General features: G+C 38.8%; 18 protein-coding genes and 2 riboswitches. Of the genes, 3 read left to right on the top strand and 15 right to left on the bottom strand.

Annotation, left to right across the window (positions count from 1 at the left end; genetic code table 11):
* Positions 1-28: 28 nt before the first annotated feature.
* From gcvPB to M3610_RS00675, 12 genes are all read right to left on the bottom strand, one after another.
* On the bottom strand, positions 29-1513 hold the full coding sequence (gene gcvPB, locus M3610_RS00620) for an aminomethyl-transferring glycine dehydrogenase subunit GcvPB (RefSeq protein WP_251456017.1): 1485 nt from the start codon (positions 1511-1513) through the stop codon (positions 29-31).
* Complete coding sequence (gene gcvPA, locus M3610_RS00625) at positions 1506-2858, bottom strand: aminomethyl-transferring glycine dehydrogenase subunit GcvPA (RefSeq protein ID WP_251456019.1); 1353 nt, start codon at positions 2856-2858, stop codon at positions 1506-1508. The genes gcvPB and gcvPA overlap by 8 nt, the downstream gene beginning before the upstream one ends.
* A gap of 1 nt (position 2859) precedes the next feature.
* Positions 2860-3252, bottom strand: a complete 393-nt coding sequence (gene gcvH, locus M3610_RS00630; protein ID WP_144552414.1) for a glycine cleavage system protein GcvH — start codon at positions 3250-3252, stop codon at positions 2860-2862.
* Between the two features lie 85 nt (positions 3253-3337).
* Positions 3338-4450: a glycine cleavage system aminomethyltransferase GcvT gene (gene gcvT / locus M3610_RS00635; RefSeq protein WP_251456021.1), complete on the bottom strand. Its 1113-nt coding sequence runs from the start codon at positions 4448-4450 to the stop codon at positions 3338-3340.
* Positions 4447-5346: an L-serine ammonia-lyase, iron-sulfur-dependent, subunit alpha gene (gene sdaAA / locus M3610_RS00640; protein ID WP_251456022.1), complete on the bottom strand. Its 900-nt coding sequence runs from the start codon at positions 5344-5346 to the stop codon at positions 4447-4449. Before sdaAA ends, gcvT begins: the two co-directional genes overlap by 4 nt.
* On the bottom strand, positions 5346-5858 hold the full coding sequence (locus tag M3610_RS00645) for a serine dehydratase beta chain (RefSeq protein ID WP_251456023.1): 513 nt from the start codon (positions 5856-5858) through the stop codon (positions 5346-5348). Before M3610_RS00645 ends, sdaAA begins: the two co-directional genes overlap by 1 nt.
* A 14-nt stretch (positions 5859-5872) precedes the next feature.
* Complete coding sequence (glyA, locus tag M3610_RS00650; protein WP_251456024.1) at positions 5873-7123, bottom strand: serine hydroxymethyltransferase; 1251 nt, start codon at positions 7121-7123, stop codon at positions 5873-5875.
* Positions 7124-7227: 104 nt separating this feature from the next.
* A riboswitch (glycine riboswitch) is annotated at positions 7228-7323 on the bottom strand.
* Positions 7324-7530: 207 nt separating this feature from the next.
* Positions 7531-8919: an amino acid permease gene (locus M3610_RS00655; protein WP_251456025.1), complete on the bottom strand. Its 1389-nt coding sequence runs from the start codon at positions 8917-8919 to the stop codon at positions 7531-7533.
* Between the two features lie 342 nt (positions 8920-9261).
* Positions 9262-9363, bottom strand: a riboswitch (glycine riboswitch).
* A 176-nt stretch (positions 9364-9539) separates the two neighbouring features.
* Entirely contained in the window at positions 9540-10718 is a 1179-nt protein-coding gene (locus M3610_RS00660) for a GNAT family N-acetyltransferase (protein ID WP_251456027.1), read from the bottom strand.
* A gap of 199 nt (positions 10719-10917) precedes the next feature.
* Positions 10918-11952 (bottom strand): electron transfer flavoprotein subunit alpha/FixB family protein, encoded by a 1035-nt coding sequence (locus M3610_RS00665; RefSeq protein WP_251456028.1) that lies wholly within the window; start codon positions 11950-11952, stop codon positions 10918-10920.
* On the bottom strand, positions 11953-12780 hold the full coding sequence (locus tag M3610_RS00670; protein WP_098575139.1) for an electron transfer flavoprotein subunit beta/FixA family protein: 828 nt from the start codon (positions 12778-12780) through the stop codon (positions 11953-11955).
* 230 nt (positions 12781-13010) lie between these two features.
* Complete coding sequence (locus M3610_RS00675) at positions 13011-14276, bottom strand: MFS transporter (protein WP_251456029.1); 1266 nt, start codon at positions 14274-14276, stop codon at positions 13011-13013.
* A gap of 156 nt (positions 14277-14432) precedes the next feature.
* Between M3610_RS00675 and M3610_RS00680 the strand changes: the two genes are divergently transcribed.
* From M3610_RS00680 to ystJ, 3 genes are all read left to right on the top strand, one after another.
* A complete protein-coding gene (locus tag M3610_RS00680; RefSeq protein WP_251456030.1) occupies positions 14433-14963 on the top strand; it encodes an ECF transporter S component in 531 nt (176 codons plus the stop codon).
* A gap of 311 nt (positions 14964-15274) precedes the next feature.
* Entirely contained in the window at positions 15275-15889 is a 615-nt protein-coding gene (locus tag M3610_RS00685) for an RraA family protein (protein WP_251456031.1), read from the top strand.
* A gap of 282 nt (positions 15890-16171) precedes the next feature.
* Positions 16172-17398: an NADP-dependent malic enzyme gene (gene ystJ / locus M3610_RS00690; protein ID WP_098575135.1), complete on the top strand. Its 1227-nt coding sequence runs from the start codon at positions 16172-16174 to the stop codon at positions 17396-17398.
* A 167-nt stretch (positions 17399-17565) separates the two neighbouring features.
* Here ystJ and fbp read toward each other — a convergent pair whose 3' ends face one another.
* The 3 genes from fbp to M3610_RS00705 form a co-directional block, all read right to left on the bottom strand.
* On the bottom strand, positions 17566-19497 hold the full coding sequence (gene fbp, locus M3610_RS00695) for a fructose-1,6-bisphosphatase (RefSeq protein ID WP_251456033.1): 1932 nt from the start codon (positions 19495-19497) through the stop codon (positions 17566-17568).
* Positions 19498-19777: 280 nt separating this feature from the next.
* Positions 19778-19966, bottom strand: a complete 189-nt coding sequence (locus M3610_RS00700) for a hypothetical protein (protein WP_098575133.1) — start codon at positions 19964-19966, stop codon at positions 19778-19780.
* Positions 19967-20225: 259 nt separating this feature from the next.
* Positions 20226-20933 carry a hypothetical protein gene (locus M3610_RS00705; protein WP_098575132.1) on the bottom strand — a complete coding sequence of 236 codons (708 nt, stop codon included), beginning with the start codon at positions 20931-20933 and terminating at the stop codon, positions 20226-20228.
* Positions 20934-20940 lie beyond the last annotated feature (7 nt).

Raw genomic sequence — 20940 nt, forward strand, 5'->3', positions numbered from 1 at the left:
CATTCCTAGTGGTTCAATGATCATTCGTTTAAGATTTTACTGTTACCTTTTGATTAGTTTCTTCTATTATATATCGTAAGATTGGTTGTCTCGCCGCTTGTACTTCATCCAACCGGCCGATGACTGTCGTGTGTGGTGCCTCTAAAACAATCTCTGGGTTTTCTTCTACTTCTTTTGCAATTTTTATCATCACATCGGCAAAGGCATCCATTGTTTCCTTTGACTCCGTTTCTGTAGGTTCAATCATCAAACACTCCTCAACATTCAGCGGGAAGTAGATGGTCGGTGGATGATAGCCAAAATCAAGGAGCCGTTTTGCCATATCAAGAGTTCTTACACCCAGTTTTTTCTGTCTAGAACCGGATAAGACAAATTCATGTTTACACACTTGGGAATACGGAGCATCAAAATATGGTTCAAGTTTTTTACGGAGGTAGTTCGCATGAAGCACTGCCCCCTCAGAAACTTGACGTAATCCCACAGGTCCCATCGTACGAATATAGGTATAAGCACGAACCAAAATTCCAAAGTTTCCATAATATCCTTTTACACGGCCAATTGATAGCGGATGATTCGAGTTCAGTACATATTTCTCACCATCTTTTTCAATACGTGGGACAGGTAAGTACGGAATGAGTTTCTTTTTCACACCGACTGGACCAGCTCCTGGGCCGCCACCGCCATGTGGAGTCGTGAACGTCTTATGAAGATTTAAATGCACAATATCAAATCCCATATGACCCGGTGTTGTTTTTCCAAGAATGGCGTTGGCATTTGCTCCATCGTAGTATAATAAGCCGCCTGCTTCATGAACAACTTTGGCAATTTCCAAAATTTCTTTCTCAAACAATCCAAGTGTATTAGGATTTGTCAGCATCAATGCAGCTGTATCCTGATCCACATGCTTTTTTAATTCTTCTAAGTCGACCAATCCATTTTCATTGGAAGGAATGGTGACTGTTTTAAACCCGGCAACCGTTGCACTGGCAGGGTTTGTACCATGCGCGGAGTCCGGAACAAGGACCTTTGTTCTTTTTTCTCCTTTTTGTTCAAGATAGGCTTTTACCATCATTAAGCCAGTCCATTCTCCCTGTGCTCCTGCAGAAGGCTGTAACGTTACTGAATCCATGCCGGTGATCTCTGCTAATTCTTCCTGCAAATTATATAAAAGCTCTAAAGCGCCCTGAACCGTTTCTGCCGGCTGATAAGGGTGTATGCGGCTAAAGCCATCAAAACGGGCAACATCTTCGTTAATTTTCGGGTTGTATTTCATCGTACAAGAACCTAATGGATAGAACCCATTATCAATTCCGTGGTTTCGGTTGGAAAGCGCTGTGTAATGACGGACAAGCTGAAGTTCTGATACTTCCGGGAGCTCGGCTGGTATATCACGAATCAAATGCTTCGGGTATTTCGTGTTTAAATCAATACGATCGACGTCAGTTTCCGGCAGGCTTGAACCCATACGACCTTCACGACTAATTTCAAAGATTAGCTCATTATATTCAATCATTTACAACTTCCTCCAATACTTTTACAAATTGGTCAATCTCTTCTTTTGTTCTCTGCTCTGTTACTGCAATAAGCATTTGATTGTCAAAACTATAATCACTTTCTAAATCAAATCCTCCGATGATTCCCGCCTCAAGCAGTTTGGTGTTGACCTCTTTGACCGAACGAGGAAGTTCTACCACAAATTCATTAAAAAATGGTGATTGATTGATAATGATAAAACCTGCCTTTTGCAAACACTTTGCCATATAATCGGCTTTCTCAACGTTTAGCTGGGCCATTTGTCGAATTCCTTGCTTTCCAAGTGCAGACATGCAAATAGAAGAAGCAAGTGCATTTAATGCCTGATTGGAACAAATATTAGAAGACGCTTTATCACGGCGAATATGCTGTTCACGTGCTTGCAGCGTTAACACAAATCCACGTTTTCCTTGCTCATCCCTTGTTTGTCCTACAATCCGCCCCGGTACTTTACGCATAAATTTTTTGTGAACTGCGAAATAACCGCAGTGTGGGCCTCCAAAGGCCATCGGTATTCCTAATGGCTGCATATCACCCACCACAATATCTGCCCCGAGTTTACCTGGTGACTGCAGAAGCGCAAGTGCCAATGGATTAGCACTTACAATGAGTAATGCTCCTTGTGTATCCGCAATTTTTTTAATTTCTGCCAAATCTTCAATCGATCCGAAGAAATTCGGGTATTGAACAATAACGGCGGCAATGCTCTTATCCATTTGTTCTTTTAGTCCTCTTAAATCGGTGACATCATCAACAAGATTGACTTCTTCTACTGCATATTCTTGGCCGCGTGCTACTGTATTTAATATTGCTCGTGATTCAGGATGAACCGCTTTTGAAACAAGCACTTTTGAACGCCTTGTTGATGAAATAGCAAGTGAAGCAGCTTCTGCAAGTGATGTAAAGCCATCGTACATGGAAGAGTTGGCAACATCCATTCCTGTTAACTCACAAACCATTGTCTGGAATTCAAAAATGGCTTGCAATTCACCTTGACTGATTTCCGGTTGATATGGCGTATAAGCTGTGTAAAATTCTGAACGTGAAATCATATGATTTACCACGCTTGGAATGTAGTGATCATATGTACCTGCACCAAGAAAGGTTGGATAGTTATTTGCACTTTTGTTTTTGGAAGCAAGCTGTTGCATTTTTTTCAACAGAAGCGGCTCTGGAACCGCTTCTGGAATGTTTAACTCACCCTCTAAACGTATTTCTTTTGGAATGTCCTCAAATAAATCATCGATGGAAGACATGTTTAAAAATGAGAGCATCTCCTCTTGATCTTGTTTCGTATCAGGAAGGTATCTAAATGTGTTGGTCATCTTATTCCCCTCCTTCAATATATGCCTGGTACTCATTTTCATTTAAAAGGGATTTTAACTCCTCTGGATTGGATAGTTCCACTTCTACTAACCACCCTGCATCATATGGCTGTTCATTGATTGTCTCAGGACTATCGTTTAAATCCTCGTTTACACAAATAACCGTGCCTGATACTGGAGCGTAAATTTCAGAAACGGCTTTAACCGATTCGATGGTGCCCATCGATTCCTCCACTGTAACTTCATCATCTACCTCCGGAGTTTCAACAAACACGATATCCCCTAATTGTTTTTGTGCAAAATGAGAAATTCCAATTCGTACCCGATTTCCGTCTAGTTGTAATACCCATTCGTGTTCCTTGCTATATAGTAAACTTGCAGTTGCGTTTGTCATAATTTTACTTCCCTTCATTTTTGTATTTGAATTTGACCATCTATCATGTAATTAAGTACTGTGGGTATCGAATTCTATGATTTTATTAACCCATTTTATAAAACGGTGTCTTAATTACTACTGCATCAATTTGTTTATTACGGATTTCTACTTTTATTTGTGTGTCAACTTGTGCATACTCCGCTGATATAAGAGCAAGACCAATACTTTTCTTTAGAGTGGGTGATTGTGTTCCCGATGTAATGACACCAATTTCCTCTCCACTCTCTGAAACTACTTTATAACCGTGACGGGGAATCCCACGACCAGTAACTTCAATTCCTACTAATTTGCGTTTTAATCCCTCTTCTTTTTGTCTTAAAAGTGCCTCTTTTCCAATAAAATCACTTTCTTTATTGGTTTTCACCGCGAAGCCGATTCCTGCTTCAAGGGGACTAATATCGCTTAACAGTTCTTGACCATAAAGTGCAAGACGTGCCTCTAAACGAAGGGTGTCACGTGCACCCAATCCGCATGGCTTTAAGCCATCTTCACACCCTGCTTCTATCAATTTTTCCCATAGTGCTTCCGCCTGACCAGCTGCTAAATAAAGCTCAAAACCATTTTCACCTGTATAACCTGTACGTGATACGAGGATATCTGTTATTCCGGAAACATTAACATGTTGTGCAAATTTAAATGAGCCAATTTCAGATAGATTGGTTTCCGTTAGTTTTTGCAAAATACGTTCAGCCTCTGGTCCTTGAATGGCTAGCTGCGCAATTTCATTGGAGATATTTTTGAGTGTTACCTCTCCTTTTACATGTTGCTTCATCCATTCAAAGTCTTTATCAATGTTGGCCGCATTGATGACCAGTAAATATTTATCATGCGTTAATTTATAAACTAGTAAATCATCGACCGTTCCGCCGTTCTGGTAGCACATTGCAGTATACTGTGCCTGATTGATACTGAGCTTCGTCACATCGTTTGTGACCAGATAGTTTATGTAGCTTTCTGCATCTTTTCCCTCTACCACTACTTCACCCATATGAGAGACATCAAAAAGTCCTGCTCGGTTACGTACTGACTCATGCTCTTCTAAAATACTTGAAAACTGTACCGGAAGCTCCCAGCCGCCAAAATCGATGACCTTTGCGCCATGTTTTTTATATGTTTCAAATAAGGGTGTCCGTTTTAACAATGTATTAGTAGTCATTGTGTTACCTCCGATTTAGATTTCCGACAAAATAACTGTTCTTTTACCTTTTTACCTGTTTCGGTCATCGCCAGCCCGCCAAGTGCGGTTTCCCTTAGTGTCCTTGGCATTTCCTTTCCAACCTTATACATCGCTTCTATGACTTCGTCACATGGAATCCGGCTTTCCACACCAGCAAGTGATAGATCGGCAGCAGAAAAGGCAATCGAGGTACCAATGACATTTCGTTTAATACAAGGTACTTCAACAAGTCCTGCAACCGGATCACACACCAAGCCTAATAATGATTTCATAGCAATTGCGGTTGCATTTACAGCTTGTTGTGGTGTACCGCCTTTTAACTCTACGATTGTCCCCGCAGCCATTGCCGTTGCGGATCCCACTTCTGCTTGGCAGCCTCCTGCTGCTCCTGAAATAAAGGAACGGTTAGCAATCACGTAACCTAGCATACTTGCAGTAAATAAGCCCATGACTAAATCTTTATATGAATAGGTGTCATTTTTATAAAGTGAAAACAATACACCAGGTAAAATTCCAGCTGCTCCCGCAGTTGGTGTAGCAACAATAATCCCCATACGTGCATTGCTTTCAGATGTAGCTAATGAAAACGTCATGGCATTACTAATGTAATTTCCTGACAAGGGATTGCCCTGAGTCATATAGTTATACATTTTCACCGCATCACCGCCGGAGATACCACTTGGTGCTGTTGAGCCGTCTTTAATTCCGCTATCGACGGCCTCCTTCATTTTGATCAATCGTTCTTCCATCATGCTGATAATGGTTTCTTCGTCTCTTCCCGACTTTTTCGCTTCCAACATCAACATGATTTGACCAATGGTTTTTTGTTCTCTTTCACAAGCTTCAATCAGTTCTGCCATGGACTTAATTTCCATTAAATTGCCTCCATAAATACTTTCTCGTTTGGTTGGAAATGACTAGCAAGGGACGTAAAATCATCGCCTGAACTTAACCGAATATCCACTTTTCTTCCGTTAATCATAAAGATTTTGGATAAACCACCGCCAAGGGATACCCCTCCAACTTTTACAGCCCGATTATTGCATTTGGCTGTCACAATCGTTGTATTGGGATGGTTATAAAAAGTACATTTGTCTTCAAACTCGAAATGGTACTGCATACCTTCCTCTTTTGCCCACTCCAACGAATTTTTTATTCGTGAATCGTCGGTATTCATACCAAGCAATCCGCCGATAAGCGCTTTATCTGTTCCATGTCCTTGGTACGTTTCAGCAAAGGAATCGTAAAATACAATTTTTGTCTCTTCTGGACAACGACCTAATAGTTCAAATATAAATTTTCCGATTGACACAACACCTGCTGTATGTGAACTCGAGGGCCCAACCATAATCGGGCCGATTATATCAAAGCAACTTTGAAATTCCATGGAATGTCTCCTTCTTAAACAGTAATTAACTGTTGAAATAGTGGATAGTTACCACAAATATTTTTAGTCGTTTCTTTTGCTTGTTTAAGAACTTCAAGATTACCTTTATTCTTCAGAACAGCAGCGATTACTTTACCGATCTTCTCCATATCATCCTGCTTCATTCCGCGAGTTGTTAAAGCAGCAGTTCCCATACGGATTCCACTTGTGACAAATGGGCTTGCAGGGTCAAAAGGAATCGTGTTTTTGTTAACAGTAATTCCTGCTTCTTCTAACAATTTCTCTGCTTCTTTTCCTGTTAAGTTCCACGGGCGAACATCTAAAAGAACAATGTGATTGTCTGTACCTCCAGAGACAAGGGTTGCTCCTTCTTTCTTTAACGTATCCGCTAGTGCTGCTGCATTATCAATGATTTGTTTCGCATAATCTTTAAAGCTTGGTTGTAAAGCCTCATTGAAAGCAACTGCTTTAGCTGCAATGATGTGCATAAGGGGGCCGCCTTGAATTCCTGGGAACACAGATTTATTAATCGCTTTAATAATCTCTTCATTGTTTGATAAAACGATACCGCCTCGAGGTCCTCTCAACGTTTTATGAGTGGTGCTTGTCACAACATCTGCGTATGGAACTGGCGATGGATGAAGACCAGCAGCAACGAGTCCTGCAATATGCGCCATGTCCACCATGAATTTTGCACCCACTTGATCTGCAATTTGTCTAAAGCGTGCAAAATCAATTGTTCTTGGGTAAGCACTTGCCCCTGCAATAATCAATTTTGGCTGTTCTTTTTTCGCAACTTCTTCCAGTTCATCATAATCAATCAAATGAGTGTCTTCTTTGACGCCATAGGACACAACCTCAAACCATTTTCCTGAAACACTAACAGGACTTCCATGCGTTAAATGTCCACCTTGTGAAAGGTTCATTCCCATGATTTTATCGCCAGGCTGAAGAAGTGCGAAAAAAACAGCAAAGTTAGCTTGTGCACCTGAGTGAGGTTGAACGTTTGCATATTTAGCACCAAACAGCTTTGTTAAACGATCAATAGCTGCTTGTTCTGCCACATCGACAAATTCACATCCGCCATAGTAACGCTTTCCTGGATAGCCTTCTGCATATTTATTGGTCATCACACTTCCCATTGCTTCTAGGACATCTTGGCTAACGAAGTTTTCCGATGCAATCAACTCCAATGTTTGATGCTGACGATCCTGCTCCTTTTTAATCGCTTCAAAAATGGTTTGATCATTCTGTTGTAAACTCATGTTAACTCCTCCTTGAAATATTGTTCAGGCTCCCCTTTATGCTTCAAACATCTGCTTTTTTGCACGCAAAAAAGGACAGAAGAAGGGGAAGCAAAAAGCTTCATATTCCCTTCTCTGTCCTTTTTACCTGAGAGTTTAGTTCTGTTACGAACATTCCCCTTTGGTGGCATAAATTTAATGCGCTCTCCAGAGTTGCGTCCCGCTGTGGTTCCATCTACCTGAGAGATTAATTCCAAGGGTTTTTTTGGAACTTGCTCCTTCGGTGGCGTGTAAAAATTGCACTCTCCCACAACCGTCATCCGCTCTATTTTTTTATTATTTTCAGAATAATTGTTACTGGAAACCAAGTCAAGCTTTTTTTGAAAACGGTATCAAAAATGGATCATAAGACATTTTTGAGTTAGGTATTAATTTTCTGCTATCTTTTCCTGATTGACTTGATCTGCATAGTTTGCCTTCATATTCCGCATCTTATAGATGGCAATTAGTAAAATAAACCAAACTGGAGTTACAAACAAGGCAACGCGAGTATCTTCTGCAAGTGCAAGCACAACCAGAACAAATGCTAGAAAAGCTAGGATCAAGTAATTAGAAAATGGATAAAGCGGCAATTTAAATTTGTTTATTTTTGCTAGATCTGGTCTTGTTTTTCGGTATTTCAAATGGCTGATAATTGTAATACCCCAAATAAAGATGAAACATACGGTAGAAATACTTGTTATTAGGGTAAATACTCCTTCTGGCATAACATAGTTCAACACAACGGCAATTAAAATGACCACAGTTGAAAAGAGCAATGCATTTGAAGGTACTTTACGGGAAGTAAGTTTTGTAAATGGTACAGGTGCATTTTTATCTCTGGCAAGTGAGTATACCATCCGGCTTGTACTAAAGATGGCACTGTTACATGCCGAAGCCGCGGAAGTTAGAACGACAAAATTGACAATACCAGCAGCTGCAGCGATTCCAACCGCCACGAAGACTTGAACAAATGGGCTTTTCGCAGGATTTATCGCGTTCCATGGATAAATACTCATGATGACAATAAGGGCTCCAACGTAGAAAATTAAAACTCGAATAGGAATATTATTGATGGCCTTTGGTATTACTTTTTCTGGGTTTTCGGTTTCACCTGCTGTAAGTCCTACTAGTTCTATGCCAACAAACGCAAACACAACCATCTGGAATGAGAGAATAAACCCATTTATGCCATTTGGAAACCAGCCGTCATGGCTCCATAAATTCGTGAAACTGGATGCTCCTGCATTGGTAGAAAAGCCTTTAATAATCATGAACACACCGATGACAATGAGTGCCAGTATCGCGATGACTTTAATTAATGCGAACCAGAATTCCATTTCGCCGAAAAGTTTGACAGTAGCGAGGTTCATAACTAGCAAGATGACAAGCGCAATTAATCCTGGCATCCACTGTGGTACAGAAGGAAACCAATATTGGGTATAAAGACCAACTGCTGTTAAGTCTGCCATTGCAATTGATATCCAGCAAAACCAGTAGGTCCATCCTGTGATAAAAGCTGCCATATTACCTAAATAGTCTCTTACAAAGTCAACAAAAGAATGATAGTTCAAATTGGTTAAGAGCAGTTCCCCAAGTGCCCGCATGATCAAAAAGCAAATTACACCTGTAATTAAGTAAGCAAATAATATTGATGGACCAGCTAAATGTATAGATTTTCCGGCACCTAGAAATAATCCTGTTCCGATTGCTCCACCAATAGCGATTAATTGTACGTGCCTATTTTTTAGGCCTCTATCCAATTTCTGTTCCTGCATATGAATTCCCACCCTCTACTTTTTTATTTTGAAAAAGGTCAGTCCCATCCGATTAAAATTCTTTATCCTCCTTATTTTAAAAATGAGTTAATTCCTTAATCAGTAGAAAAAAAGTTATAAAAAAGCCATTTAAGAAGTGTTTTTGATGATCTTCACTTTATATGGCTATTGCTAATGTAGGGTTTAGTAGTGATTAATAATTATTTTGTTAATTTTTGCAACAAAAAAAGGACAGAAGAAGGCAATGTTTCACCTTCTCTGTCCTTTTACCTGAAAGTTTGTTCCGCATAAAAGCGGATCCCCTTTGGTGGCATATACAGAAATATGCACTCTCCAGAGCTACGTCATGTAATGGTTCTTTTTACCTGAGAGATTAATTCCAAGGATTTTATGGAACTTGCTCCGTCGGCGGCGACATTCGTCACTCTCTCCCAATACAATCAATCGTAAACTATTAAATTATCTAAAAATTGAAAGCGTATTCACAACGCTATATTCTCATAGACATATTCCATTGTCAATCAAATAATAAATAAAATTTAGAATTTTCTTTTTTTGAATAACAAAAAATAGCCCTAACAAAAGGTAGGGCCTGAATGAATATTTTTATTGGCGTTAAGTTAAAAGAAATCAAAAAATGACGATTTCATCGCTGGAATCTTTTTTTCGAATAGATCAATCTCAGTCTTGGAACCTTTCAAATATCCCATTTCAAAAAGGTCCATCGGTCTCTTGTACCCGAATAGAATCGCTGAAAGAGAATTAATACTTAATTGAATCCCTTTTTTGGGAGGATGAACACACTGACTTCCCGTTTTATCTTTAAACACCCTGATTTCTCCCTTTCCTAGCAGATAACTCCCATTATTCCATGGTGCATGTGTATCTTCAAGATGGAGGAACAGTGGCTCATTTTCTTGTAGGAACGGAAATTTCAGTAAACATGCTTCAGCGTCGATAACCCTTGCCATAAAATAGAGAGCTAACTCATTTTTCACCTTTGGCTGGGGCAGAAAATAAGGAAATGGATCGTGAGTTGCAAGAGTCATAGTAACTGTTTCAACCATGGAGTCATGCTGGCAGATAAAATTCCATAGCCCTTTTCTCGCATCGTGGTCAAGAGCAACCAGCTCCTCCACCTCCATTTTTCTATCCTTCACCTGGTACAGAAGATAGCCCTTTGCCTCGTTCGAGGAATGGTAATATACAGCAAGCTGCGAATCCTCATTATAAACGTGTTTTTTCCACCAATTTGTATCGCGTTTTAACATTCCGGTATGTTGCGTGGAAAATTGCTGGTAAATCATTTCAATCTCCTCATTATGGGACTCTTTGGAATATCTCTTTATAAAACCTGTCTGCGTTTCAAGGAACTTAAGGTTTACTTTTTCAAACGTTAATTTCTTCTGTTCACTTAAAACCTCCCAACCATATTTCCGGTAAAAAGAGATATCAAATGGGTGTAACAGCGATACAATCTGATTATTGTTTCGCATATGCTTTAAGGACTCGATAATAAGTGCGTTTACATAACCGTTTCTTCTAAATTCAGGGTATGTAGCAACTCCTGCAACCCCACCCATTTTCCATTCAGCATCCCCCATGAATATGGTGAGTGGAATAATATGAAGTTTGGCAGCCAGTATGTTCTCATCGTCCCATATTCCTAGAATAGTATGACTTTTTATTGATTCTTTTCTAGCCGGTATATCAACTTCCGGGATCTTATATTGAAAAGCATACATTGATAGTTTCATTGCTTCTAAATATTCATTCTCGATAATTTCTCTAACCTGCATTTAACACAATCCCCTTCATTCCTCGACGTTAGTATATTTATGATTTTAATGATAAAACAATATGCTTATTTTTCCAACAATATTTGGAAATCAGATACGATCTTTACTTCAACTATAAAAATCAATTTCTTCTAAAAAAGCCTCGTTTGCTTCATTGGGTTTCCCAACAAGCACACGAGGCTGCCCTGACATCATTGGATTAAACTTCTCTGGTTTGGCTTACCTTTTCTCTAGTTAAAGCATTTTTAAACTGCTCGATTAGAATAGGAACGATTTCGAAGGCATCGCCCACAATTCCATAATGGCAATTCTGAAAAATGGGAGCCTCTTTGTCCTTATTTATGGCAATAATTAACCCGGAGTTTTTCATTCCCACAATATGTTGAATTGCTCCGGAGATTCCAATTGCAAAATATATTTTTGGTGTTACCGTTACACCGGTTTGCCCCACTTGATGAGCATGGTCGATCCAACCCGCTTCTACTACATCTCTGCTTGCACCAACCGCTCCTCCAAGCGTTTCAGCCAATTGGTGGATGATCTGAAATCCTTCGAAGCTCCCTAATCCTTTCCCACCTGCAACAATAATGTCCGCTTCGTCGATTCGAACTTTCTTTACTGTTTCCTTTACAATTTCCAAGACCTTTGTCCGAATATCTTCTTCCTTCAGGGGTATAGTTTCCTCAACAATCTTGCCGCTTCTCCCCGGCACCGGGTCCAGTGCCTTCATGACTTTAGCGCGTACTGTCGCCATTTGCGGCCGGTATTTTTTACATAAAATAGTCGCCATTATATTTCCGCCAAAAGCCGGTCTGCTCGCCAGTAGTAAACCGGTTTCCTCTTCCACATCAAGTTCCGTTGTATCCGCTGTCAAACCTGTCGGAAGATCGGTGGCAACAGCACTTGCCAGGTCTTTTCCTGTTGAGGTGGCCCCGTAGAGAATAATTTCTGGTTTATATTTGTCAGCACACTCCAGCAGCGCCTTCATGAAAGTTTCAGTCCGGTAATGTTTAAAGATAGGTTGATCATATACATACACGGTATCGGCTCCATATTCAAAAATGGTCTTTGTTAATTGTTTAACATTTTCCCCGATTAGAATACCGGCCAATTCCACTCCCCGCTTGTCTGCCAACTTCCTACCGGCACCCAGTAGTTCTAGGGATACGGAAGCAACTACACCATCCTTTTGTTCAATAAATACCCAAACACCTTTGTAATCTTTGAAATCCAATTACACTCCCTCCTTTGTTTCAAACAACTCTTTCTTTTCTAGCAGGACAGAGAGCAATTGCTCAACTTGTGCAGATGGGCTACCTTCAAGGAACGTACCCCCTGCCGGTTTCTGCGGAGCCCATACTTTGGAAACAATCGTTGGAGATCCCTTCAATCCAAGCTGTTTAATATCTACCTCTTCCAAGTCATCGACAGACCAGATGTGAGGATTATATCTGGCTGCTTTCAGCATGTTTGGCAGCGGAGAATAGGGTACTTCATTAATTGTTTTTTCAACAGAAAACAGACATGGCAATGTGGACCTTACGACTTCATATCCTTCCTCAAACTTGCGATGAACAATAGCATATCCTTCCTCTTGATTTACTTCCGCTACTTTATTCACAGACGTAAGGGGTGGAATATCAAGACGTCGAGCAATTCCGGGTCCGACTTGCCCGGTATCTCCATCGATGGACATTTTCCCGCAAATGATTAAATCAACGGGTTTCGTTTTTGCAATTTTTTCAATCGCTTTTGTTACGGCATAGCTCGTTGCCAATGTATCCGCACCTGCAAACCGGCGGTCCGTGATTAAATATCCCTCATCGGCACCTATCTCAATACACTTTTTAATAGCGGTAACCGCTGGAGGCGGCCCCATTGTTACAACAGATACGATTCCTCCATACCTATTCTTTAGACGAACCGCCTCTTCAACAGCATGAGCATCATACGGATTCAAGATCGCGGGCGCTGTCCTGCGGTCCATCGTGTTTGTTTTTGGATTCATCTTAATAATTTTGGTGTCAGGCACTTGCTTGATACAGGCTACAATATGCAGCATTTAACCCCTCCCCTTTATTAAAAACACTTAGTTACATTAGTTAAAATAATATAAAACTAGCCGGCTGTTCTCTGGTTAAGAAGCCTTTTTACTCCCGTTACATTTACTTTATTAGAAGAGATGTCCATACATTCGAACTTTCTAACAATATCTATGTAAATGTTGCAAATGACAGAAGTTTTGAACTCTTGTTTGTTAGCCAAATATAGAATAAAAAAACACGACTCTTATTAATTTTGAGTCATGTTTTTCATCTGGCGCTTTTCCTTAATACAAATCACGCCTATCACACCAATCATAGAGAAGATAACTGGAGTAATGAAACCGTAGTAGTATCCATTACCCACACTACCTGAAGCTGTCAGAAAATGATCCAAAATATATCCAAAAATGCTTGGCAGCAATACCGCACTTAGAAATCCGCCTGTATTCGCAAACCCCGATACAATGCCGGATTCTATCATCGGAAAAGATTGGCGAACGACAGCAAAAGTTAAGGCACTTGCCCCGTAACCAAAGCCAATGATAAAGAAAAGCAGAACGAGCACGGAAAAGGGTGGATTCCCCTTAAATAAAAGAAAGAAGGACCAACTCAATAAAATCATAGTATGAACAATAACATAAGGTCGTTTAATTGTGTCTAATCGACTTGAAATCCAACTAGTTAGAGGAGCACCAATAAGTGCTCCAATCAGTCCAATCATAATAAGTTGACTTGCATATGAACGAGTCATTCCATAGACATCCATCCCATAAGGCACTGCCCACGAACCGATAAATCCCACATATGCACCTACAATCCCAAAGTGACAAAAAAATAAAGCCCACGCTTGTCGATTCGAGAATATTCTTCGTAGTATCGTAAACGTTTTTTCACGTGGTATCACTTTTTTAACAGCGGCCGATTTGGTAAGAAAGATTTGTTTTGGTTTTTTTATAAGAACAAAATAAAGAAGGATTCCACACAGACATAAAAGCAGTCCAGCTGAAAAAAATGCCCCCCTCCAACCAAGTAAGTTAATTAATATGGAGAACGGGACTGTTGCAAAAAGGAAACCTAGACTTCCCGTCATTCCCGCCAAACCAATTAATCGAACAAATTCCTTTACTTTAAACCATTGACCCAAAATTAACACCATATTTACCCAAATGGTCGCATCCCCCGTCCCCGTCAGTATTCTGGCCAAAAACAGGACAATTTCATCGGTACCAAGACTATACATGATTGTACCTATGCCAGTAAGTATGGCACCTATCACGAGGAAAAAATTGGGTCCATACCGATCTGCCAAAATACCCATTGGGATTTGCAATCCTGTGTATACAAAAAATTGTATACTTGTAAGTAAACCAATCGTTGTAGCAGTTACATTAAAATCCTTCATCACTTGTTCTGTAATCAACCCCGGTGCAGTTCGTTGGCTCGCCATCAATAAATAAGTAAACATGACAGAAGCAAATACAATCCATCTAAATCTGCTATTTTGTTTGTCCAATGATTTCTACTCCTATTTTCTTTTACTCCTATTTATATGGATTTTCTTTAACGGTAGATGTGGAAAATTACCTTAAAATCTAATAAATGTTTCAAAATTCCATTTATTAAATATTATTTGTATGATATTATTTTTTAAAAAAGAAGGGGTTAACATATGGAATCCACATTCTCACCACCAAAAACAACATCTAAGACAAAAGTCATTGTCATCAATGCATTATTCATTGCCCTAACTCTTTTAGCTACGATGTTCATTAACATTAAGCTCCCAATTATGGGTAACGGAGGGCTTATCCATCTGGGCAACGTTCCACTTTTTATTGCTGCCCTGGTTTACGGCAAGAAAACAGGAGCCATAGCTGGAGCTTTCGGTATGGGGTTCTTCGATCTAATCTCAGGCTGGGCTATTTGGTCCCCATTCACATTTATCATCGTAGGTGCAATGGGCTTTGTAGTCGGACTTATTTCCGAAAAAGTACCTGGCAATAAAATGTTTGTTAACACTCTAGCAATTGCCACCGCATTAATAATTAAGGTTGTTGGCTATTATTTTGCAGAAGTGATCCTTTATAGCAATTGGATACAGCCATTCGGCTCCATCCCTGGTAACATCATGCAGGTCGTAATAGCAGGCATCATTGTAGTACCTTTAGCAGAACGCTTAAAGAGTAGAGTCTTCAGATAACTTAATATAAAGTGCAGAGTCTATTTTTAGTTTATTCATGGAGAGAGGATATTTCCTCTCTTTTTTTAATAGGTTTACGTAAATCCATTTCATCTTAGACCTTTGTCTCCCCTCCCCTATCTTCAAAAATGTAAACTCTCTCATAATTACCTATCTAATTGAATAGGATTAATGGTGACATGAAATTTTACACCCCTTTTTCAGATTCCTTTTGGTTTTATTCATCCATTATTTTTTACTATTATTTAAAGTCCAATGTTTTTAGTAGTATAGAATAACTTTCTATTACAATATTAAAGGAGGGCAACTCAATGAGCGAGTTTGTTTCAGCATTTCAAGGGATTCCAACCACATGCATTTCTGACACAATGCAAGGATTAAATAACATGGATCCATTAATTAAACCATTAAAAGAGGAATACAGAATAGCAGGTCGTGCCTATACTGTAAAAATGCCTGTTGGTGATAATCAATGCGTGTTACGTGCGATTCGTGAAGCCAAGCCAGGAGATATTCTCGTAGTGGATGCCAAAGGTGATAGCTATCGTACCATTGCAGGGGATTTTATCCTTGGACTTTCACAAACATTAGGAATTGCAGGGATCGTAACCGATGGGGTTATTCGTGACATCCTTGGTGTAAAAAAGCTTAATTTTCCAGTCTTCTGCAAAGGTACGACTGTTGCATCCAGTGCTAAGGGTGGTTGGGGAGAAGTAAACGTGCCGATTTCTTGCGGTGGAACCTCAGTAAGCCCCGGAGATATCATTGTAGCGGATGCTGATGGGGTTGTAGTCGTTCCGAAAGCTATTGAGGAAAAAGTATTAAGGATAGCAAAAGAAAAGCTAGTTAAAGATCAAGAACGGGATGAGAAAGTTTCCGGAAAACCAGTTGAAGTAATCCGCTATTTAGATAGTATGTTGAAATAAATAGATAACCAAAAGAAGGGAAACGCGATAGTGACGTTTCTCTTCTCTTTTTTTTCATTTTATTAGAAAAGAGAAAAATACTTTAATGGGCTGCAATCTAGGATGATCACTCCACAAGAAAATCCTTTTTTTTCCATATAAAAATTTCTTATAGATAAGTATAATTTTTATCAATTTTTATTATTCTGAAAACTATATTATTATCATCCGTATAGTAACTTATATTTTTTTAATAAAGGCGCAACACAAATAATGATTAATAAATGGGAGAGAAAAAAATTTATGTCAATTTTACATGAAGAAGCATTAAGGATACATAAGGAAAAGCAAGGAAAACTTGGCGTTATGTCAAAGGTCCCCTTGCGTGATGCAAAGGATTTGAGCCTTGCTTATTCTCCTGGGGTTGCTGAGCCGTGTATGGAAATTTATAAAGATGAAAACAAAGTGTATGACTATACAATAAAAGGGAACCTCGTTGCTGTTGTCTCCAACGGAACAGCTGTATTAGGGCTTGGAAATATTGGACCTAAAGCCGCTATGCCAGTCATGGAGGGGAAAGCCTTATTATTCAAATCATTTGCAGATGTTGATGCATTCCCAATTTGCTTAGATACATCAGATCCAGACAAGATTGTCGAGGTCGTTAAATTATTAGAGCCGACTTTTGGTGGTGTGAATTTGGAAGATATTGCTGCACCGCAATGCTTCGAAATCGAAGACAGATTGAGAAAAATTTGTAATATTCCAATTTTCCATGATGATCAGCATGGCACAGCCATTGTTACCGCTGCAGGGTTAATTAATGCGTTGAAACTCGTTGACAAAAAATTAGAAGATATTCGTGTTGTTGCAAACGGCGCAGGTGCTGCAGGGGTAGCGATCGTTAAGCTGCTGCTTAATATGGGTGTAAAAGATGTTATTTTATGTGATACAAAAGGAATCATTTATGAAGGTCGCCCAGATGGGATGAATCGTTTTAAGGAGGAACTGGCACGCATCACTAATAAAGAACAAAAGCAAGGTACACTGGCAGATGCTCTTGTTGGGGCGGATGTATTTGTTGGAGTATCAGCAGCTGGAGCCGTTACAAAAGAAATGGTTTGTTCGATGAATCGTGATTCTATTATATTTGCAATGGCAAATCCGATTCCGGAAATCATGCCGGAAGAAGCAAAGGAAGCTGGAGCATTTGTTGTCGGGACAGGCCGTTCGGACTTTCCAAATCAAGTCAATAACGTATTAGCATTCCCTGGCATTTTCCGCGGTGCTTTAGATGTTAGTGCAAAAGAAATCAACGAAGAAATGAAACTAGCAGCTGTTTATGCGATTGCTGGGTTAATTGAGGATGAAGAGCTTACCCCGGATTATGTTATTCCGGATCCATTTGATCCTAGAGTAGCTGCACATGTTGCCGCTGCAGTAGCTAAGGCTGCAATGGAAACAGGAGTTTCACAAAGGACTATTAATATAAACGAGATCGAAGAACGTTTATTGGTATTAAGGGACTAACCTGTCATAGCTTAAATTCTATATTGCAATATATAAAAACAATATAATAAGGAGAGAGGACACACCTATGTCCCCTCTCCTTATTTTTTTCTCCCCATTTATCAAAACTTGATTTTTTATATGCAAAAAAACTGGGACAGTGTTCCTGCCCCATGTCATAATTATTGTCAATCCATATAGCGATGTTCTCTCAGATTATTCAAAATAGAGATTTCCTGTAATAATTTCTCTCCAATATTTGTTTCTCTTACCTTTTTTCTCTTTAATTCTTTATCTACCAATCTTTTTATTGATAAAACATCAGTACCGTTTAGCAGGACATCTTCTTTTGAATTAAAATGCTTATGTGCGACGAGCTGCATACCATAGGAATTATAGAGTAATGTATATCCTGCAATACCTGTTGTTGATTGATAAGCTTTAGAGAAACCGCCATCGATGACAATCATCTTACCATTTGCTTTAATTGGATTTTCTCCCTCAATTTCTTTCACTGGTGTATGTCCATTTATAATATGCCCCTGGTCAGGATTCAGATCAAATTCAGTTAGAATTCTGCGGCAAAAATCTTCATTTTCGCGTAAATGATAGTATGGATTCTTCCCCTCTCTATGAGTGGACTTATCCTTAATAAAGTACCTCTCAAAAGTTGTCATTTCTTTTTTTCCAAAGAGTGAGGAATATTCTCCTGTCCATAAATACCAGACCATATCTGTCGCAAGATCATCTGTCTCTTCAGGATGTGCAAAAGAATGGCGCAAATAATGTTCAAATACATCCAGTAAATCACGACCTGAATAGGTTTTATTTTCAATCACCATTTTTCCCATATTCCCTTCTTCATCAAGAGGAATACAACCATGTATTAATAGGTTCCCATTATATTTTAAATACAGACTCCCTTTCTTCATTAAGAAATTCATATGTCTAGCAAGCTTTTCTGAATGCTGGATAGAAAATAATAATTTTTCCATAACCTGCTTTTCTTCTTCTAATAATTGATCAGGCTGCTCCGGATTTATGGTTGCAAAGCAAGTATTTTCTAGAGGGTAGGTCCTCCCGTTAATCGTTATTTCGCTCTTGTCATAATCAATTTTCTCAAGCAATAGCCTTTCGGACATATTAAAATTCGGGCGTCTCTTTATAATAGGCATTTCGAGTTTAAACTGAATCATCGCAATTGCTTGATGAATTTTCGTTATTTGTAATTTTTCATGGTCCGATAATTTCTTTTCCGAATGTAGCTTAGGCCTGAAAGCTGGATTGTCCTCGTAGTATTTCTCCGCAAGATTCAGCAGGGGCCTAAGATTGATTCCATATACATCTTCAATAATATCCAAATTGTCGTATCTCGCACAGATCCGTATGATATTAGCGAGACAAACCATTGAACCAGCAAATGCACCCAGCCATAATACATCATGGTTTCCCCACTGAATATCAACGGAATGATAATTGATCAAAGTATCCATGATTTTATCAGGTTCAGGTCCACGATCATAAATATCCCCCACTACATGAAGATGATCGACAACTAATCTCTGTGTGGTATAGGCAAGCCCTGTTATGAGTTTATCTGCCTGACCTAAAGAGATGATCTGTTGGACTATTTCCGTATAATATTGTTCTTTATTTGTAGATTGGTATGTTTTGTATAGCAGCTCTTCTATAATAAACACAAACTGACTCGGTAATGCTTTTCTTAATTTCGAACGTGTATATTTAGAGGATGCATGAGAAATAAGCCTTATCATCCGCTCAATGATTACAATGTACCATTGGTTTAATTCTTCTTCATTACTAAAATGATTTTTAATTATTTGTAACTTTTCTTCAGGATAATAAACTAATGCCGCAAATTCATTTATTTCTTTTTCAAATAAAACATCTTGAAACAAGTCCCTGATTTTCTCTTTTACATTCCCTGAACCATTTCTTAACACATGTTGAAAAGCCTGATATTCCCCATGTAAATCACTGACAAAATGTTCTGTTCCCTTTGGTAAATTAAGAATGGCTTCCAGATTAATAATTTCAGTTACTACTTTTTCTTCACAATCATATTTTTGGACAAGTAAGTCTAGGTACTTTGAGTTCAAAATTATGTATCCCCTTTCAAAATTCATCATTTATTTTCTATGTATTCGATTGAGATATATTATTTATATTATCAGATAAACTTAAATTATAGTTAAATTACCATTAAGAATCTCTATGTCAACTAGATTTTTTAACAATTACCAAAAAAAAAAGGTTTGGGCCTTTAGCACATTGGGGTGCAAGAAACCCAAACCTCTTATAAACTTAATAATCTGGCAGTCTTCAAATGGTGACATTGCAATGCTACAGAGACACTATTAAAGTCAACGATATCATATTCTAAGTAATTCGAATTCTACCAACTCTTCTATTTCGATTAGGATGTTTATTACTCATTGCTCCTTGAGATTTAGGAATACCTGGAAGTGATATGAGGCCAGCCTTAAACAGGGTATACCCGATAAATGTAGCATAGATCGTGCTTCCGATCAGAAACCAGATAAGTCTTCTGCCAACATTGCGTAACATATTTTCACCTCTTTAACCTCTAATTGGTGATAAATATGATGAAATCATCTTTTTTATGTCGTCTTATTCAACTCTGCCATCCTTATTCACTTCCGAGAATTCCAGGAAATTACTTAAACTTAATAGTTAGGATGAGGGAGGAGACTTTTACTTTTCCCCACCAAATCGAAGCTTCAATAAAAAACCATACATAAACAGGGAAACCATAATACCCATCATTTAAAAAAAGTAGTGGAACATCGTCCCGCTACTTCATATTTTAAAAATCCATATCTATAATCTCTTTAATTGTCCCTGTAACTCGATCACTTTCGAGCAATTGACCTTCTTTCAAATCGTTCACTTCATTAGCTTGTTCCACAACGGCCGTTGTGTTACTTGGATTTGCAGTATCAACTGGACGAACAATAAGTTCACTTTTAAGTCTATTAATTTCATTTAATAACTCGCTGCGAAGGGATTTTAACAACGTTTGGAATTGATCCTTATCTAACTTTTGCTCACCAAGTTTTGTTACAAAATCCTGTAACTCGTTTGTTTGAACGGACCCGACCCCAGTTCTGCCAACATCGAAACGGGAGGCAAATTCTTGTTTAAGTTGATTGATCTTAGCTAAAAACTCTTCACGAAGTGTATCTATTGTCTCTTCTTTTTCAAATTTATTCATATCCTTCTCAACAAGCTTTGTTAGATAATCCTCCAGTTCATTTGCTTGGGCTTTTTGCTCAAGAAATGAATACACTTTTGGAGAGATTTTCGAAGTTTTTAATGTCAACCCTACATGTTCGTTTTTACTTACTGACTCCATCTTCATTAATCTGAACACATCCGTTTGGAGATTAGCAGCCGTTAAAAAAAAGTTTGAGAGAGCGTAAAATGGTGCAAACATCTGTGCACCCAGATGGGAATCCCTATTGTTTACTCCGGAAGCGGACTTATCACCAAGAAGATGATCTTTGTTGCTCATACGTTCT

This window comes from Neobacillus sp. MER 74 (assembly GCF_023714155.1).

Coding starts and splice junctions, on each gene's coding strand:
- gcvPB (WP_251456017.1), bottom strand. CDS start 1,513: ATGATTGAATATAATGAGCTAATCTTTGAAATTAGTCGTGAAGGTCGT.
- gcvPA (WP_251456019.1), bottom strand. CDS start 2,858: ATGACCAACACATTTAGATACCTTCCTGATACGAAACAAGATCAAGAG.
- gcvH (WP_144552414.1), bottom strand. CDS start 3,252: ATGACAAACGCAACTGCAAGTTTACTATATAGCAAGGAACACGAATGG.
- gcvT (WP_251456021.1), bottom strand. CDS start 4,450: ATGACTACTAATACATTGTTAAAACGGACACCCTTATTTGAAACATAT.
- sdaAA (WP_251456022.1), bottom strand. CDS start 5,346: ATGGAAATTAAGTCCATGGCAGAACTGATTGAAGCTTGTGAAAGAGAA.
- M3610_RS00645 (WP_251456023.1), bottom strand. CDS start 5,858: ATGGAATTTCAAAGTTGCTTTGATATAATCGGCCCGATTATGGTTGGG.
- glyA (WP_251456024.1), bottom strand. CDS start 7,123: ATGAGTTTACAACAGAATGATCAAACCATTTTTGAAGCGATTAAAAAG.
- M3610_RS00655 (WP_251456025.1), bottom strand. CDS start 8,919: ATGCAGGAACAGAAATTGGATAGAGGCCTAAAAAATAGGCACGTACAA.
- M3610_RS00660 (WP_251456027.1), bottom strand. CDS start 10,718: ATGCAGGTTAGAGAAATTATCGAGAATGAATATTTAGAAGCAATGAAA.
- M3610_RS00670 (WP_098575139.1), bottom strand. CDS start 12,780: ATGCTGCATATTGTAGCCTGTATCAAGCAAGTGCCTGACACCAAAATT.
- M3610_RS00680 (WP_251456030.1), top strand. CDS start 14,433: ATGGAATCCACATTCTCACCACCAAAAACAACATCTAAGACAAAAGTC.
- M3610_RS00685 (WP_251456031.1), top strand. CDS start 15,275: ATGAGCGAGTTTGTTTCAGCATTTCAAGGGATTCCAACCACATGCATT.
- ystJ (WP_098575135.1), top strand. CDS start 16,172: ATGTCAATTTTACATGAAGAAGCATTAAGGATACATAAGGAAAAGCAA.
- M3610_RS00700 (WP_098575133.1), bottom strand. CDS start 19,966: ATGTTACGCAATGTTGGCAGAAGACTTATCTGGTTTCTGATCGGAAGC.
- M3610_RS00705 (WP_098575132.1), bottom strand. CDS start 20,933: ATGAGCAACAAAGATCATCTTCTTGGTGATAAGTCCGCTTCCGGAGTA.